Origin of the sequence: Agrobacterium vitis (genome assembly GCF_013337045.2) — a bacterium.
Lineage (GTDB): Bacteria > Pseudomonadota > Alphaproteobacteria > Rhizobiales > Rhizobiaceae > Allorhizobium > Allorhizobium vitis_B.
Genome location: NZ_CP118260.1, coordinates 459,081 through 473,377, shown reverse-complemented (window position 1 = coordinate 473,377; position 14,297 = coordinate 459,081). Strand labels below are relative to the sequence as shown.

Genomic DNA, 14,297 nt, shown 5'->3' with positions numbered 1-14,297 from the left:
TATCCTCTCAATCCGGCACCGCAAGCCGATCCCAGATCCGCACCAGATCGGCAACGGATTTGGCATTGAGTTTGCGCATCAACTGGGCGCGGCGAACCTTGACGGTGATTTCACTGACACCGAGATCCCCGGCAATCTGTTTGTTGAGACGCCCCTGGACAACGAGTTCCATGACCTCCCGCTCGCCCGGCGTCAGCGTTTGCCATAACTCCCGCAGGCCAGAGGACAGGTGATCCAGCCGTCGCTGCGCGCGGTCATTTTCGATGCCTTGCTGAATTGCGTCCAGCAGATCCTGGTCGCGAAACGGTTTGGTCAGGAACTCGATAGCGCCATTTTTCATCGCCTTGACCGACATGGGGATATCACCATGACCGGTGATGAAAATCACCGGCAGCCGTATACCCAGTTTCGCCATCTGCTGGTGAAACTCAAGGCCGCTCTGCCCAGGCATCCGTACATCAAGCACCAGACACCCGGGCGCATTGGCAAGCGGCGTCGCCATGAATTCCTGGGTGGACCCATAGGCGCAAACCGCAAGGCCGACGGAGGCAAGCAGATCCTCCAAGGCGGCGCGCACCGAGGCGTCATCATCGATCACATAGACAACCGGCTCATGTTCATCCTGGTGCGGTGGGTTGGCCATCATGCCTTATTCTCTTCGCTTAGGGGCAGGCTGAATTGAACGACCGTGCCCATGCGATGCGCCGACGTCACGGAAATACGTCCACCATGCGCCTCAATGATGGAGCGGCTGATGGCAAGGCCGATGCCCATGCCGCTTTCCTTGGTTGTCCAGAACGCTTCGAACAGATGATCCAGCGTCGATTGTTTCATGCCGGGACCGGAATCGGCGACGGCAAGCACGATCCTGTCATCGCCATCGAGAAAGGTCGAGACCAAAAGCTCCCGTTTGAAACTGGGAACAGCCGCCATGGCCTCGATGGCATTGAGCAGGAGATTGCCGATCACCTGCTGGATCTGGATACGATCGGCCAGCACCGGCGGCAGATCGTCCGCAAGGGCCATCTCAAGGGCGATGCTGTTGCGCTCAAGTTCGTGTTCGGCCAAGCCGATGGCCTCGGTCGTTGCCGCATTGAGGTCGAAGCTTTCGCGTTGCGGCGGTTCGCTCCTGGCCAGCCGCCGGACCCGCACGATGACATCGCTGGCACGTTTCACCTCGCCGACGATCCGCTCCGCCGCCTGACGGGCGCGATCCAGATTGGGCGGCGTATGATCGAGCCAGCGGCGGCAGGCATCGGCACTGGTGGCCACGGCAGCCAGCGGCTGATTGACCTCATGGGCTATCGAGGCGGTCAACTCACCCAGCCGTGTCAGCCGCGCCATGCGGGAAAACTGCGCCTGCGCATCATAAATAGCCGCCTGGGCGGCAACGATTTTCAAGGCGAGATAGGTCGTCACCCCAATAGCACACGTGCTGATGCCGCAATTCAGCAGCCCGGATTCGAACGATCCGCGCCGGGTCAGGAACAGGCTGAGCACCGTCAGACCAATACAGATCATGGCCAGCGCGACGACGCCGCGCATCGACAGGAAGCCGATAGCGATCAGAATGACCGCGATATAAAACACCGCAAAAGCGATCTCGAAATTGGTGATCGTATCGGCAGCAAAAATACAGACTAGCAGGAACAGGATAAACACCGCCCTGAGTTTTGGCCGGTTCTGGTGCTGCGAAAACAGAATGTGTTTCATCCTTCAGTGGCCATGGCTGTTTCTTTGCGCAAAAGGTAGACGCCCTCTCGCAAAACATCGAGGGCCGGATCGGCCCACTCCAAATTACGCAGGAAAGCGCCGCAGCGACAGTCCCGCAGGGCTGAATATACAAAAGTATATCTTGCCTATGCCTAAGCCTTGTCTGCCTTTCCTTAAGCGCGGTGGCACGAGGTCGCGCACCATTCTATAGGATTATCAGGCGCTTCGGGGATCTACGGATCAAGCCGTCCAGCCTGAAATTGCCAGCCCAAAATAGACTACCCCTAAAATTGCAGTGTCATCCCTCCCTGTGACGCTTCGCGAAATATAGGCCCGTCCCATGATCCATCCAAAATTCGCTCCGCTTGCCATCCGCCGCTCCCATCTTCCGAACCATTGGGACTTGATGGCGCTGCTACTGATTATCGGCGTCATCGTGCTGTTTGCCTATGGTGAGCGGGTGACGACCGTTCCGCTATCGGTGCTCGATGCCGCTCCGATGTCGCTCGATCCCACCAATCTGCCGATCTATGCGCTGCGCACCATTCTACGCATGCTGGCAGCTATCCTGTTTTCGCTGGTGTTCACGCTGATCTATGCTTCGGTTGCCGCCAAGAGCCGCCGCGCCGAAATGGTGATGATCCCGGTCCTCGACATCCTGCAATCGGTACCGATTCTCGGCTTCCTGACCTTTACGGTCACCTTCTTCCTCAACCTGTTTCCCGGACGGGTCATCGGTGCGGAACTGGCATCGGTGTTTGCGATCTTCACCAGCCAGGCCTGGAACATGACCTTCAGCATGTATCAGTCGATGCGCAGCCAGCCGAAGGATCTGGAAGAAGCCACCCGTAGCTTCCAGCTGAGCGGCTGGCAGCGCTTCTGGCGGCTTGACGTGCCCTTTGCCATGCCTGGCCTGGTCTGGAACACCATGATGTCGATGTCCGGCGGCTGGTTCTTCGTGGTCGCATCTGAAGCCATTACCGTCGGCAACACCACGATCACCCTGCCGGGGATCGGTTCTTACGTTGCTTTGGCCATCAAGCAACAGGATATCCTCGCGGTGTTCTATGCTGTCATCGCCATGCTGGCCATTATCCTGCTGTATGACCAGTTGATGTTCCGTCCGCTGGTGGCCTGGGCTGACAAGTTTCGTTTCGAAACCACGGCCTCGGGCGTCGCTCCCAGTTCCTGGATGCTCGACCTGTTTCGCAAGGCCCGCGTCACCCGCCTGCTGGTCGCTCCGCTGAACTGGCTGGCTCGTCAGGTCTGGACCCTGCGCCTGCCGAAACTGCCAAGCCTCGGCTCCAAGGTTGCCAGCCCCGCCACATCACGCGCCATCGACTGGATCTGGATTGCCATCATTGCGGGCATGGCCGCATGGGCCGCCTATATCAGCTTCGATTATCTGCGTGCCAGCATCGGCTGGTCGGAAATACCGACCGTTATCCTCTACGGCTCCATTACCCTGTTGCGTGTCATCGTGCTGATGGCCATCGCAACCTTGGTCTGGGTGCCGGTCGGGGTGTGGATCGGCCTGCGTCCGAAACTCTCGGAAAAGGTCCAGCCGCTTGCCCAGTTCCTGGCGGCCTTCCCTGCCAATATCGCCTTTCCGGTGTTCGTGGTGGTGATCGTGCATTTCGGTCTCAATGCCGATATCTGGCTGAGCCCGCTAATGATCCTCGGGACGCAATGGTACATCCTGTTCAACGTGATCGCCGGTGCCAGCGCCTTTCCAAGCGATCTCAAGGAAGCGGCCCGCAGTTTCCACATCACCGGCTGGCGCTGGTGGTTCAAGGTCATCCTGCCCGGCATCTTCCCCTATTACATCACCGGCGCCATCACGGCATCGGGCGGCTCCTGGAATGCCAGCATCGTCGCAGAAGTGGCAAGCTGGGGCGACACCCAACTGACCACGCCGGGCCTTGGCTCCTACATCGCCAATGCGACGACGGCAGGTGATTTCCCACGGGTCGTGCTCGGCATCATCGTCATGTGTACCTTCGTGACGCTGTTCAACCGGCTGGTCTGGCGCCCGCTCTATGCCTATGGCGAAAGCCGCCTGCGCCTGGGCTGATACCATCAACCATCAATCGCGAATGTTTCGGCATTCCCAAACACCACAGACATGATGTCATCCGACAAAAGGATTGTTCCCATGCTTGATCTTATCACGAAGTCCCCGCTGATCGATATCGCCCAGGTCTCCCGTTCCTTTCCCAAGGCCAGCGGCAATGATGTTGTCGTGCTCGAAAATGTCGATCTCGCCATCAAGGAAGGCGAAATCGTCGGCCTGCTCGGCCGCTCCGGCTCCGGAAAATCGACGTTGCTGCGCATCATTGCCGGCTTGCTGTCACCGTCTTCGGGCAGCGCCCGCTATCGCGGCACCGAAATCGATGGGCCACCGCCCGGCATCTCGATGGTCTTCCAGTCCTTCGCCCTGTTTCCCTGGCTGACCGTACTTCAGAATGTCGAACTCGGTCTGGAAGCCAAGGGCGTCGACCGCACTGAGCGCCGCTCGCTTGCATTGGCCGCCATCGACCTGATCGGCCTCGACGGGTTTGAAAACGCCTATCCGAAAGAGCTGTCCGGCGGCATGCGCCAGCGCGTCGGCTTTGCCCGCGCCCTGGTGGTCCATCCTGATCTGCTGTTAATGGATGAGCCCTTTTCCGCCCTCGACGTACTAACCGCCGAAACCCTGCGCACCGACATGATCGATCTGTGGATCGAAGGCCGTCTGCCAATCAAATCCGTGCTGATCGTTACCCACAATATCGAGGAAGCGGTGCTTATGTGCGACCGCATCCTGGTGTTTTCCTCCAACCCAGGCCGGGTAGCGCGCGAATTGAAGGTCGATCTGCCGCATCCGCGCAACCGGCTTGACCCGGTGTTCCGCCAGCTCGTGGACAGCATCTACGCGCTGATGACAGCGCGCGCCGAACCGCGCCTGCCCGCCATGGATGGTATTCCCGGCACCGGCATGGGCATGGTACTGGAGCCGGTTTCGACCAATATCCTGTCGGGCCTGATCGAAGCGCTCGCAGGCGCACCCTATCATGGCCGCGCCGATCTTCCGGTACTGGCCGGACAGTTGCAACTGGAGGCCGATGAGCTGTTTCATCTTGGCGAAGCGCTCCAGCTTTTGCGCTTTGCCCATCTGAGCGAAGGCGATCTGGTGCTGACCGAGGCCGGAACGCGCTTTGCCCATCTGGAAACCGATGCCCGCAAGAAACTGTTTGCCGAGCATCTGGTCAGCTATGTGCCGCTGATGGGCCTGATCCGCCGGGTTCTGGATGAACGCCCAAGCCACACCGCACCGGCAGCGCGGTTCCGCAACGAGCTGGAGGATTACATGAGCGAATCCTACGCCGACGATACCTTGAAGACCATCGTTTCCTGGGCGCGCTATGCCGAATTGTTCGCCTATGACGAACGCACCGAAATGTTCAGCCTGGAAAACCCGGAATAGGCTGAACAGCTACGATTTGAAACGCTGCGCCCGTGTTTTTTATAACGGCGGGCGCAGCAGATTGGCATACGACGAAATTGTCTTACAGTCTGTTCAAGAATTGCTGTTGGCCTGGCGAAAATGGTGATTTCGAGAACCGGCGCGGAGCGTACTTAAAGTACGTGAGCACTGGAAGCGCAGAAATTGCCATTTGCAGACGGCCAGCGGCAATTCTTGGATAGACTGTTAACCCTCCGGGAAAATCGCCACGGCACGGCACCAGCCCGCCGAGCCGCCCTTGATCTTCACTGGCAGGCAGGAGACGGTGAAGCCGGAGCCGGGCAATTCCTCCAGCCGTGTCAGTTTTTCCATATGCAGGAAAATGCCTTCGCGGGCGGCTTTATGGCCTTCCCAGATCAATCCTGCATCCCTGGTTTCCGCAAACCGTTTGGCCGTGACCGGAAAGGGCGCATCCCAGGACCAGGCGTCGGTTCCAGCGATATGAACGCCTTGCGCCATCAGCCAATGGGTTGCCTCACGTCCGATGCCACAGCCACGGCCCAGGTAATCCGGTCGCCCATAGGCTGCACCGGCAGCGGTATTGACCAGCACCACATCGAAAGGCTGAAGCGTATGACCGGCCACTGCCAAGGCTGACTGAAGATCGGTTGCCGTTGCGATTGAGCCATCCGGCAAATGCCGCAGATCCAGCTTCACACCCGGGCGGATGCACCAATCGAGCGGCACTTCATCAATGGTCCAGGCGCGGTCACCATTATTCATCGTGGATGCGAAATGCCAGGGCGCATCAAGATGCGTACCGGCATGGGCGGTCAGGTTCAACTGTTCCACGGCCCAACCCTCCCCACCGGGGACATCGGCCATGTCGAGGCCAGGGAAGAAGCGCAAAACCTCTTCCGAGCCTTCCGCATGGTTCGTGTAGGTGATTTTGGGACCAAGACCCGGCGGATCGGCGGGAACATCGTTTTCGATAGCAACGGACAGATCGATAATCTTCATCATGGCTCTCCTGAAAGTGCGGCTTTGGCAAGCGCATCGAGATCGGCATCGGCCTTGAATCCCGCCGCCAACGCCGTAGCAGCATCAAGTGGCGGCATGGCACCAAACAGGCGGCGGAGCGTGTCATCCTCGCCCCATTCGACCACTGCGGTTTTACCCACATGACGGGCGACCGCCGTGGCCACCTCGCCAGCCGTTGCAAACAGCACCGGCGGCTGGACAACGGTTACGGCGCTATCCTTCAGCTCAGCTGAATGCAGCAGCATATCCACCGCCGCCTGACGCGACACCCACCAGCAGGTGCTGCTGGCCGGAACCGGACAGCCATAGGCTTCCCCAGCAGCAATCCGGTGGAAAAGCAGGCTCATAAAGGCCGAACCATGCCCGCTATCGGTCGCAGGCCGTGCGACAATGCCGGGAAACCGCAGACTGATGGCTGAAAGCGCACCGCGTCGTGTCATGTCGGACAACAGGATTTCACTCATCAACTTGTGGGCGCCATAGGTCAGCTGCGGCGCGGCAAGCGTCTGCGCCGTGACGGTTGCCGCTCCAAGCGCACCATAGACGGCGATGGAAGAGGCAAAAACCAGCCTGGCACCGGGCTGGCGAAGTGCCACGCCTTGCGCCAAAGCAATCGGCGCCAGCAGGTTTGCACCATGCCCCAGCGCCTGTTCGCGCTCGGCAAGTCCTCCGGGAACGCTGGCCAGATGGAAGACAAGATCGAAACCGGGTTCCAGCAATGTATGCAGAAAACCGGAATCGCCGAGATCACCGACCAAGGCCTCGATCCCGTCGGGGACGGATTGGGCAAAGACCCGGTCGGTGGCAACGATCCGCTTTGCCTGACCATAAGACGATGCTAGCCGCGCCACGAGCCCGCGCCCCAGAAAGCCATCAGCACCGGTGACGAGAATACGCATCAGGCCTTCACCACCGCCTGATCGATCACCCCGAAAGGCGTTGTCCCATCCGGCAGCCGCGCCTCCATCCGTACCTGGTCACCCCAGGTCAGAAAAGGTGTCCGCGCCTTGCCTTCATCCAGAAGCTCGATCACCCGGATTTCGGAAATGCAGGATGAACCGGCGGCACGGTCTGCATTGGACACCGTGCCGGAACCCAGAATGGTTCCAGCTGATAAACGCCGGCTGCGGGCGCAATGAGCGATCAATTCCCCGAAGGAAAAATGCATCTCGCTTCCATGCGCATCACCAACCCGCCGCCCGTTGATCGCCACATGCAACGACAGGCCAACTCGACCGTTGGACCAATGCGGCCCGATCTCGTCCGGCGTGATGGCGACCGGTGCAAAGGCCGTCGATGGTTTGGCCTGGAGAAACCCGAAACCCGCCCGCATTTCGCGCGGCCCAAGAGCGCGCAGCGACCAGTCGTTGATCTGTACCAGCAGACGGACGTGATCGATGGCATTTTCCGGTGTCACGCCCATCGGCACATCGGCAAGAATAACGCCGAACTCGCCTTCCATATCGATCAGCAGCGCGTCGTCAAGAAACTCCACGCCTGCCAGCGGACCGCGAAAATCATCGCTTGCCCCCTGATAGATCAAGGGTACCGTCTCAAAATCCGGGTTGATCGGATTGTCGAAAGCTTTATCCATCAACCGGCCATGGTTGAGGAAGGCGGAGGCATCCAGCCATTGTGGTGCCCGCGGCAAGGGCGCCAGACACCGTTCCGGCTGGAAGCTGGTGGCAAAGGGTTCATCTCCTGCATTGAGCCGTTCATACAGTTCGAGAAGGCGGGGAGCTAAGGCATCCCAATCTTCCAGCGCGGCAAGCAGGGACAACGCAATGCCGGTTGCCGGAACTGCCCGCTTCAAATCACGCGAAACGATCCAGAGTTGGCCGTCGCGGCTTCCATCGTGATAGGTTGCAAACTTCATGATGACCTCATTCCTGCTGTTATTGGTGGCACCCGGCTATCATCGTCCGGCAAGGCTTGCGGTGATGGCGGGATCGTAGACCCCTGCGACAAGGATGAAGAGCATACGGCACGTCTTGCCGGACCGATTGGCCCAGGCATGGTTGGTGCCGCGCTGGATAACGACGGAACCTTGCTTTAACAGCACCTCACCATCATCAAGGACCAGGGTCATCTCGCCTTCAATGACAACGCCGTAATCAACGGATTCCGTGCGATGCATCAGCGGATGCGGGGAATGCTCCTCCACCGTCGATGCAGCTGTGTCGCCCAATTGCTCGAAGGCCACATTCATTCGCTCTGCACCGGTTTTCAAAAAATCCTCGGTATCCGGCGGAATATCGACAAAACGGATGCGCGTTCCGCCAGCTGGAGGGGGAAGGATAAGAGGCCCGAGGGTTGGATCGGCACCATTATCGATCCGCGCAGGGCTTTCGCCAGTCTCCCACACTTCGTGAAACATGGTGCCGGGAATGGCATTGATTTCAACCACTTTGGGCAAAGGTCCGACTTCGCTGAGGATGGAGCGGCCATCGCTCGCATGGCCGGTGACGATACGGGTAATGTCAGGAAATTGTGTCATGCTGTTTTCGCCTTGGTAAAGAAGCCGATAGATGCAGCGCCGACCGCCACGGCCGTCACGCCCAGCGCCGCGAAGCCAAAATTTTCACCCAATGCACCGCCGACAATCGGCCCAAGTGCGGCACCCACCATCAGCATCGCTGGGGTCGCTGCAACGGCACGTCCGGTCGGATCGAGTTTTGCAAGGCGGCCGAACGCGAAGTTATGGGTGAAGATCTGCACGGAGACAAACAGGGAGGCCGCAACCGCCCAGACCGGAAAAATGGTCACCGAGGTCACGATGATCGCCAGGATGACCTGTACCGCCGGTCCAATCTGGGTCACGGTCGTGGCGGAGACGCGCGTCTGCAAAAAAGCAGCCAGCGGAGATGGCAATATGAAATTGACGAAGCCCAGCGCGATGAGAACGGCCAGCACGCTCTCTGCGGAAAACCCGCGCGATTTACCGATGACTTCGACGAAGGAAAACACCATGGACTGGTTGAAGGTCAGAATGCTGATGCCAAAGATTGTGAACCACATTGCCCGGCTAAAGGGCTTTTTTTCTGGCACAACGGCATGGACGGGATTGCGAAACAGAAACGCACAGCTGAGGGCGGCAATCACCATGATGCCGGTGAATACATAGAAAAGAACAGAGCCACCATAGACGATCAACAGCTGCGGTATGGCTGCCAGCAAAACAATGGCGAAAAGCCCAAGCGCTATGCCAGCCATGGCGTATAGCCGGTGCGGATTGGCCGCTTGCCCTATAGTTCCATGCACCATCGAAAGGGCCGTGCCGACCGCGACACCGGCGGTCAGATGCAAAAGCGCAAGCGGCACAAAAGCCGTCTGTCTCGATGCGCCCCAAAAAGCGGCAGCGGCAACGGCAAAACCCATGGAGGCCCAGAGCCTTTGGTTCATCTGGTTGAAACGAGGCGCGACAATAAGGCTCGCAACCACTGCACCGACCAGGAACAAGGTGACGATACCGCCCGCCTGCTGCGGGCTGAACCCGAAGCGTTCGACAAGCGCACCAACCCAGACGGGAAGAGCAATCAAGTCAAGCATGCCCGAGAAGTGACCGATGACGAGCGCAATCGACCCGGCCACTCCAAATTTCTGTCCTGACATTCCATCTCCTCCGGTTGTTTTCATGCGCCGACAAACGCGTCCGATCTCCCAATCGGAACGCCGTCGAAAATAATTACATAAAATCAACTATTTAATTAATTTTAGTATTGACTACCATGCTCGATAATCCCCGAGGTCAGATCGCTTCCGCCAGGGTTTTCATCGAAACTTTCATGATCGAGGCATGCTCTTCACGGCTGCCGCCATGGATCTCGATATCGGCCAGACGACCCGAGTTCTCGACCACCATCCGACACCGCTCCCAGCGCCGTGCCTCGAAAGTGGCAAGCGCACCATCGATATCGCTGCCCTTCACCAGTTCCTCGGCCAGCACCATGGCATCCTCGATACCGATACAGGCACCGGCGGCCAGATGCGGTGTCGTGGCGTGAACGGCGTCGCCGATCAGAACCACCCGCCCCTGAAACCATGGACGGGGCAACAACATCTGTTCCAGTGGCCGGTAAATGATCTTGTGCTCAGCTGACAATTGCGCAGCAATTCCTCGGATGATCGGCGAGGCAAAACGCTCCAGCAAGCCGCGCAGGGTCTCGACGAACAGTTCCGGAGCCACGAAATCATTGGTGGGGCGATCTTCGGTCAGGAACAGATAGGCCTGGCTTTTGTTGACGCCATTCAAACCGACCTTGAGTTTCGGACCCATCCACATCGTGATGGTTTCCAGTTCCTCCGGTCTTGGCAAAACGGCGCGCCAGACCGACTGGCCGATGAAACGGGGCTTTGGCGCATGGGGAAAGGTTTTGGAACGAACAGCGGAAAACAGCCCGTCCGCCCCAACGACAAGATCGAATCGGTCTGAACTGCCGTCGCTAAAGCTGACCTGTGCTCCGTCTTCGCTCTGGACGATATCGGTAAATGTCACGCCCAGGCGAATCTTGGCTGTTGAAGCCCGCACAGCCTCTGACAGGATTTTGGCAAGCGCCGGGCGCATGATGCCGCCGCCACCGGGAATATCGTCGCCAGCCACCCGGGGGGTTGGCAGTGTAAAGAGCACGGCATCATCAGGCCCGCGCAATTGCACGCCGTCACTGGCATAACCCTCCTCCATGAAGCGATCCAGGAGGCCGAGTTGGCGCAGCACCCTGAGCGTCGAGCCGTGCAGGCTGATGCCTGCCCCATAGGAGCGCCATCCTGCATCGATCTCCACGAGATCGACCTCAAACCCCTCTCGCGACAGCTGAAGTGCCGCCGTCATTCCCGAAAATCCACCGCCGATAATCAGGATCTTCTTGATACCCGAATTCATGTTCACTCCTCCTCCGCAGTTACCAAAGCGAAAACCTCGCCTTCCTCACCCACTGCAATATCCACCCGTGTCAGTCCTTGCCCCAGGCAGGGGCCAAGCACACATTCTCCCGTCTCCAAATCGAACAAGGCGCCATGGGAATGGCAGGCGAGATGCGTTTTCTCGCCGTTGAAATAAGCATCCGTCTTCCAGGCCATCGGCGTTCCACTGGAATAATGCGGGCAAGCATCGAGCCAGGCATGGAGCTTGCCGTCGCGTCTGACCACGATGATCTTGCGACGGAAGCCTTCAAGCGGGCCGAAACCTTTAGCCTCACCCTCGCCAACGGCGTCCTGTCGGCAGAGGAATTGTCGGGATGACATGGCCTCTTTCCATCACGTCAGGACTTGGCACCGGGAGGCGGACCGCCACCGGGCATCCACTTCTCGCGCATTTCGAACAGGAAGAGCTGAGACGCCTCGGCACTGATCGGCACGTCGCGGCCCACCCATGTATCGTCGTGCTTGTCCATGTCGGCGTCGTATTCGAAGTGACAGCCAAGGGGGCTGTTGAAATACCAGAACCAGTTCGATCCGAACTTGTGGCGGCCAGGCCCCCAGAAACTCTGATAGCCCTTTTTGACAAAGCGCGTTCCCGCAACCATCAACTCCGTCGGGCCACCCATATGGAAGGCAAGATGCTCACAGCCTTTCATGTAATCCGGCGTGCGAATGAAGAAGAGTGTGTGATGATCGTCATTGGCCTTGGGCCGCAGGAACGGACCTGCTCCGCTCAATGTATCGGTGACGACGAAGCCGAGGCGATCACAATAAAACTCGGTTGCGACCTGGATGTCGGGTACGAACAACACCACATGGCTGAGCGACCGTGGCAGTGCCGGCATGTCTTCCCAAACGCCGATTTCATTCGGTTTGCGCTGGGCGGGTGCGCCGGGCGCGTTGATCTTTTCGGCTGGCATGTCGAGTTTCCGGCGGATCGACACCTGGAACTTGAGCTCGAAGCCATGACTATCCTTCACTTCGATCGACCCGTTGGACAGTCGCGTGACGCGGCGGTCCTTGGACAACTCTGCTTCGATCGCATCCAGATCTTCGGCTGTGCGCACCCCATATACCTGCTGGCGCAACATGTTCGAGGTCGGCAACGGCGGCGGAAGGGACGGATCGGACTTATGGCGAACGATAACGCCCGTGCCGTCCAAAGCTTCGAACAGCCCACCGGCATCCGTCACATCAACCGGCTTCAAGCCGAAAGCCGTAAGATACTCGCAACTGGCGGCGACATTATCGACACCAAAGACAAGATAATCGGGTCCAATGATGTTCATGGGACATTCCTTTCTTTCATGACGTCTGGCTTTTATTTGGCGAGGTCTACGTGACCGGCGTGGAGAACGTATTCGCGGGCAATGGTCAGGCTAAAGCCGGTATCGCCGAGGCGAAGTCCGCTGATGGCGTCGCGGCAGGCTGTTGCGAAAGCGACACCGGCAGCCTCATTCGGCAGCCAGTATTCGTCGATGGCTGTGACCGGGCCGGGAAACAGCGGGGTGTTGCGGCAATATCCAAGCAACCCGTGAGAGACCGTATTGATCACATCCGTAACAGCGCTTGCATGCGGCTTTTCACCAAACCAGGCCAGGAATACCTTCACAGCACCTTCGCGCGATTGCACCGGAATGATTATTTCTTCCGAGCAAGGCGTGCCGATCAGAGTGGCGTCATCGACCATTTCCGGCTCGTCGGGCTGTAGATATTGCAGATAGAACGGCGTCTCGCGTGACGCCTTCAACCCTGCCAGATCCTGAGCCCAGACCTCGGTGACGAAATCCAGACCAATCGACAATGCCTTGACCTGCGGCGTACCGCCAAAATAGACACCATCGAAAGCATGATTTTGAACATAGCGCTGCGGTGCTTTCACCGGATCAAGCGCGATATAATCCAGCACGAGCTTGCCGTGATGGTCCTTCATATGTGCGCGATGTTCGGTAAGCGTTTGGCCCAGCCGACGGCGTCCACAGATCATGAGTTTAATGGTCATGGGTTTTTCCTGACTGCGATGCGTCCACCCAGGACCTCCGCCACCCAATCGGCAATATAGGCACCGGCATTTGCCGAATTGTCGAAGCTGGAATGCTGGACGCCACCGGTACGCTCGTCGAAAATCTTCAGTTCGCGGTTGGGACTATTGACCAGCTGATCATAGGTGGCATGAGCCCATTGAAGAGGAATCTGGCTGTCTTTTTCACCATGGGTGACAAGGAAAGGCGCATGAATCCGGTCGAGAATGCCATTGAGATGAACCTTCTCAGCAATCTCCATGAAGTCGTCCATATCCTTGGCGCCCCAGACCCACATGACGTGGCCCCAGTAATGCGGAACGGGGAGATTGCCCTCACGGGCGAGACGCTTTTTCTGAACATCGCGCCAATCGTGATTGGCACCCCAGGCAACACCGCAGGCAAAGCGCGGCTCGAAGGCGACCGCGCGGGGACAATAGTAACCGCCAAGCGACACCCCTTCCATGCCAATCCGCTTGGCATCGATATCCGGCCGGTCCTCCAGCCAATCGACCACACGGCTTGCCCAATGCTCGCTGTCGTAGCGGGCCGTCAGTCCTTGCAGGCGAAGGGCTTCCCCCGTCCCTGGCTGATCGACGATCAGCGAAGCGACGCCGCGCTTGGCAAGCCAGACCGGCAACCCAACCAAAAACTTCATTTCCTTGGTACTGTCGAGACCATTGACCTGGACCAGAAGCGGTGCGGCACCTTCGACGCCTTCGGCGGGTACGTAAAGAGCAGAAAGATGCTTGCCCTCATAGGGAATTTCTACCCGGCGACAGGATGAGCCGGACAGTTTCAAGCCCTTTTCGAACGCATCCAGAACGCGCTGATACAAGGCTACCCGGCCCTCGGAACCATGGGCCAGCAGACGTTCCGCAGTCAGCATGTAATTGGCGGCACGGATCAATTTGTCACCCGCAGAAATCAACCGGCCCTTGGCTTCGTCTTCCTCGGCGAGGGACACCAGCTTGTCCGCCATCTTGATCCAGGTCTCGCGGAACGCTTGAGTGCCGGCTGCATCAGGCGCTTTGGCCGCGTCCTGCAACGGGGCGCACATTTCTTCGATCTCGCCCATCCGGGCACCCATCTCGATTGATAGATCAACAGACAGGTTCCAGACATAATTGGTCGGAAAATACTTGAACATCGGGTCTCCT

At 58.6% G+C, this 14,297-nt stretch carries 14 protein-coding genes; 2 read left to right on the top strand and 12 right to left on the bottom strand.

What is annotated here, in order from left to right; all coding sequences use genetic code 11:
• Positions 1–7: 7 nt before the first annotated feature.
• Together G6L01_RS20000 and G6L01_RS19995 are read right to left on the bottom strand one after the other, a co-directional pair.
• Positions 8–646, bottom strand: a complete 639-nt coding sequence (locus G6L01_RS20000) for a response regulator transcription factor (protein ID WP_139190111.1) — start codon at positions 644–646, stop codon at positions 8–10.
• Positions 643–1,713, bottom strand: coding sequence for a sensor histidine kinase (locus G6L01_RS19995; RefSeq protein ID WP_070165344.1), 1,071 nt, complete (start codon positions 1,711–1,713; stop codon positions 643–645). Before G6L01_RS19995 ends, G6L01_RS20000 begins: the two co-directional genes overlap by 4 nt.
• A 340-nt stretch (positions 1,714–2,053) precedes the next feature.
• Here G6L01_RS19995 and G6L01_RS19990 point away from each other — a divergent pair, with 340 nt between their 5' ends.
• A complete protein-coding gene (locus tag G6L01_RS19990; protein WP_070165343.1) occupies positions 2,054–3,787 on the top strand; it encodes an ABC transporter permease in 1,734 nt (577 codons plus the stop codon).
• A gap of 81 nt (positions 3,788–3,868) precedes the next feature.
• A complete protein-coding gene (locus tag G6L01_RS19985) occupies positions 3,869–5,179 on the top strand; it encodes an ABC transporter ATP-binding protein (RefSeq protein ID WP_070165686.1) in 1,311 nt (436 codons plus the stop codon).
• 225 nt (positions 5,180–5,404) lie between these two features.
• Here the strand turns inward: G6L01_RS19985 and G6L01_RS19980 are convergent, their stop codons facing one another.
• The 10 genes from G6L01_RS19980 to G6L01_RS19935 form a co-directional block, all read right to left on the bottom strand.
• Complete coding sequence (locus G6L01_RS19980; protein WP_070165342.1) at positions 5,405–6,181, bottom strand: cyclase family protein; 777 nt, start codon at positions 6,179–6,181, stop codon at positions 5,405–5,407.
• On the bottom strand, positions 6,178–7,098 hold the full coding sequence (locus tag G6L01_RS19975; protein WP_070165341.1) for an NAD-dependent epimerase/dehydratase family protein: 921 nt from the start codon (positions 7,096–7,098) through the stop codon (positions 6,178–6,180). The genes G6L01_RS19980 and G6L01_RS19975 overlap by 4 nt, the downstream gene beginning before the upstream one ends.
• Positions 7,098–8,075 carry a fumarylacetoacetate hydrolase family protein gene (locus G6L01_RS19970; RefSeq protein ID WP_070165340.1) on the bottom strand — a complete coding sequence of 326 codons (978 nt, stop codon included), beginning with the start codon at positions 8,073–8,075 and terminating at the stop codon, positions 7,098–7,100. Before G6L01_RS19970 ends, G6L01_RS19975 begins: the two co-directional genes overlap by 1 nt.
• A 39-nt stretch (positions 8,076–8,114) precedes the next feature.
• On the bottom strand, positions 8,115–8,696 hold the full coding sequence (locus G6L01_RS19965; RefSeq protein ID WP_070165339.1) for a cupin domain-containing protein: 582 nt from the start codon (positions 8,694–8,696) through the stop codon (positions 8,115–8,117).
• The gene (locus G6L01_RS19960; RefSeq protein ID WP_071205718.1) at positions 8,693–9,811 is read right to left on the bottom strand and encodes an MFS transporter; all 1,119 of its coding nucleotides are present in this window, start codon (positions 9,809–9,811) and stop codon (positions 8,693–8,695) included. Before G6L01_RS19960 ends, G6L01_RS19965 begins: the two co-directional genes overlap by 4 nt.
• Before the next feature lie 136 nt (positions 9,812–9,947).
• The gene (locus G6L01_RS19955) at positions 9,948–11,078 is read right to left on the bottom strand and encodes an FAD-dependent oxidoreductase (RefSeq protein ID WP_070165337.1); all 1,131 of its coding nucleotides are present in this window, start codon (positions 11,076–11,078) and stop codon (positions 9,948–9,950) included.
• A gap of 2 nt (positions 11,079–11,080) precedes the next feature.
• Positions 11,081–11,440 (bottom strand): Rieske (2Fe-2S) protein, encoded by a 360-nt coding sequence (locus G6L01_RS19950; protein WP_070165336.1) that lies wholly within the window; start codon positions 11,438–11,440, stop codon positions 11,081–11,083.
• A gap of 17 nt (positions 11,441–11,457) precedes the next feature.
• Positions 11,458–12,405 (bottom strand): VOC family protein, encoded by a 948-nt coding sequence (locus tag G6L01_RS19945; protein WP_070165335.1) that lies wholly within the window; start codon positions 12,403–12,405, stop codon positions 11,458–11,460.
• A 32-nt stretch (positions 12,406–12,437) separates the two neighbouring features.
• Entirely contained in the window at positions 12,438–13,118 is a 681-nt protein-coding gene (locus tag G6L01_RS19940) for an EthD domain-containing protein (RefSeq protein WP_070165334.1), read from the bottom strand.
• The gene (locus tag G6L01_RS19935) at positions 13,115–14,287 is read right to left on the bottom strand and encodes an alpha/beta hydrolase family protein (RefSeq protein WP_070165333.1); all 1,173 of its coding nucleotides are present in this window, start codon (positions 14,285–14,287) and stop codon (positions 13,115–13,117) included. The genes G6L01_RS19940 and G6L01_RS19935 overlap by 4 nt, the downstream gene beginning before the upstream one ends.
• Between the last annotated feature and the right edge of the window lie 10 nt (positions 14,288–14,297).

Coding starts and splice junctions, on each gene's coding strand:
- G6L01_RS20000 (WP_139190111.1), bottom strand. CDS start 646: ATGATGGCCAACCCACCGCACCAGGATGAACATGAGCCGGTTGTCTAT.
- G6L01_RS19995 (WP_070165344.1), bottom strand. CDS start 1,713: ATGAAACACATTCTGTTTTCGCAGCACCAGAACCGGCCAAAACTCAGG.
- G6L01_RS19990 (WP_070165343.1), top strand. CDS start 2,054: ATGATCCATCCAAAATTCGCTCCGCTTGCCATCCGCCGCTCCCATCTT.
- G6L01_RS19985 (WP_070165686.1), top strand. CDS start 3,869: ATGCTTGATCTTATCACGAAGTCCCCGCTGATCGATATCGCCCAGGTC.
- G6L01_RS19980 (WP_070165342.1), bottom strand. CDS start 6,181: ATGATGAAGATTATCGATCTGTCCGTTGCTATCGAAAACGATGTTCCC.
- G6L01_RS19975 (WP_070165341.1), bottom strand. CDS start 7,098: ATGCGTATTCTCGTCACCGGTGCTGATGGCTTTCTGGGGCGCGGGCTC.
- G6L01_RS19970 (WP_070165340.1), bottom strand. CDS start 8,075: ATGAAGTTTGCAACCTATCACGATGGAAGCCGCGACGGCCAACTCTGG.
- G6L01_RS19965 (WP_070165339.1), bottom strand. CDS start 8,696: ATGACACAATTTCCTGACATTACCCGTATCGTCACCGGCCATGCGAGC.
- G6L01_RS19960 (WP_071205718.1), bottom strand. CDS start 9,811: ATGTCAGGACAGAAATTTGGAGTGGCCGGGTCGATTGCGCTCGTCATC.
- G6L01_RS19955 (WP_070165337.1), bottom strand. CDS start 11,078: ATGAATTCGGGTATCAAGAAGATCCTGATTATCGGCGGTGGATTTTCG.
- G6L01_RS19950 (WP_070165336.1), bottom strand. CDS start 11,440: ATGTCATCCCGACAATTCCTCTGCCGACAGGACGCCGTTGGCGAGGGT.
- G6L01_RS19945 (WP_070165335.1), bottom strand. CDS start 12,405: ATGAACATCATTGGACCCGATTATCTTGTCTTTGGTGTCGATAATGTC.
- G6L01_RS19940 (WP_070165334.1), bottom strand. CDS start 13,118: ATGACCATTAAACTCATGATCTGTGGACGCCGTCGGCTGGGCCAAACG.
- G6L01_RS19935 (WP_070165333.1), bottom strand. CDS start 14,287: ATGTTCAAGTATTTTCCGACCAATTATGTCTGGAACCTGTCTGTTGAT.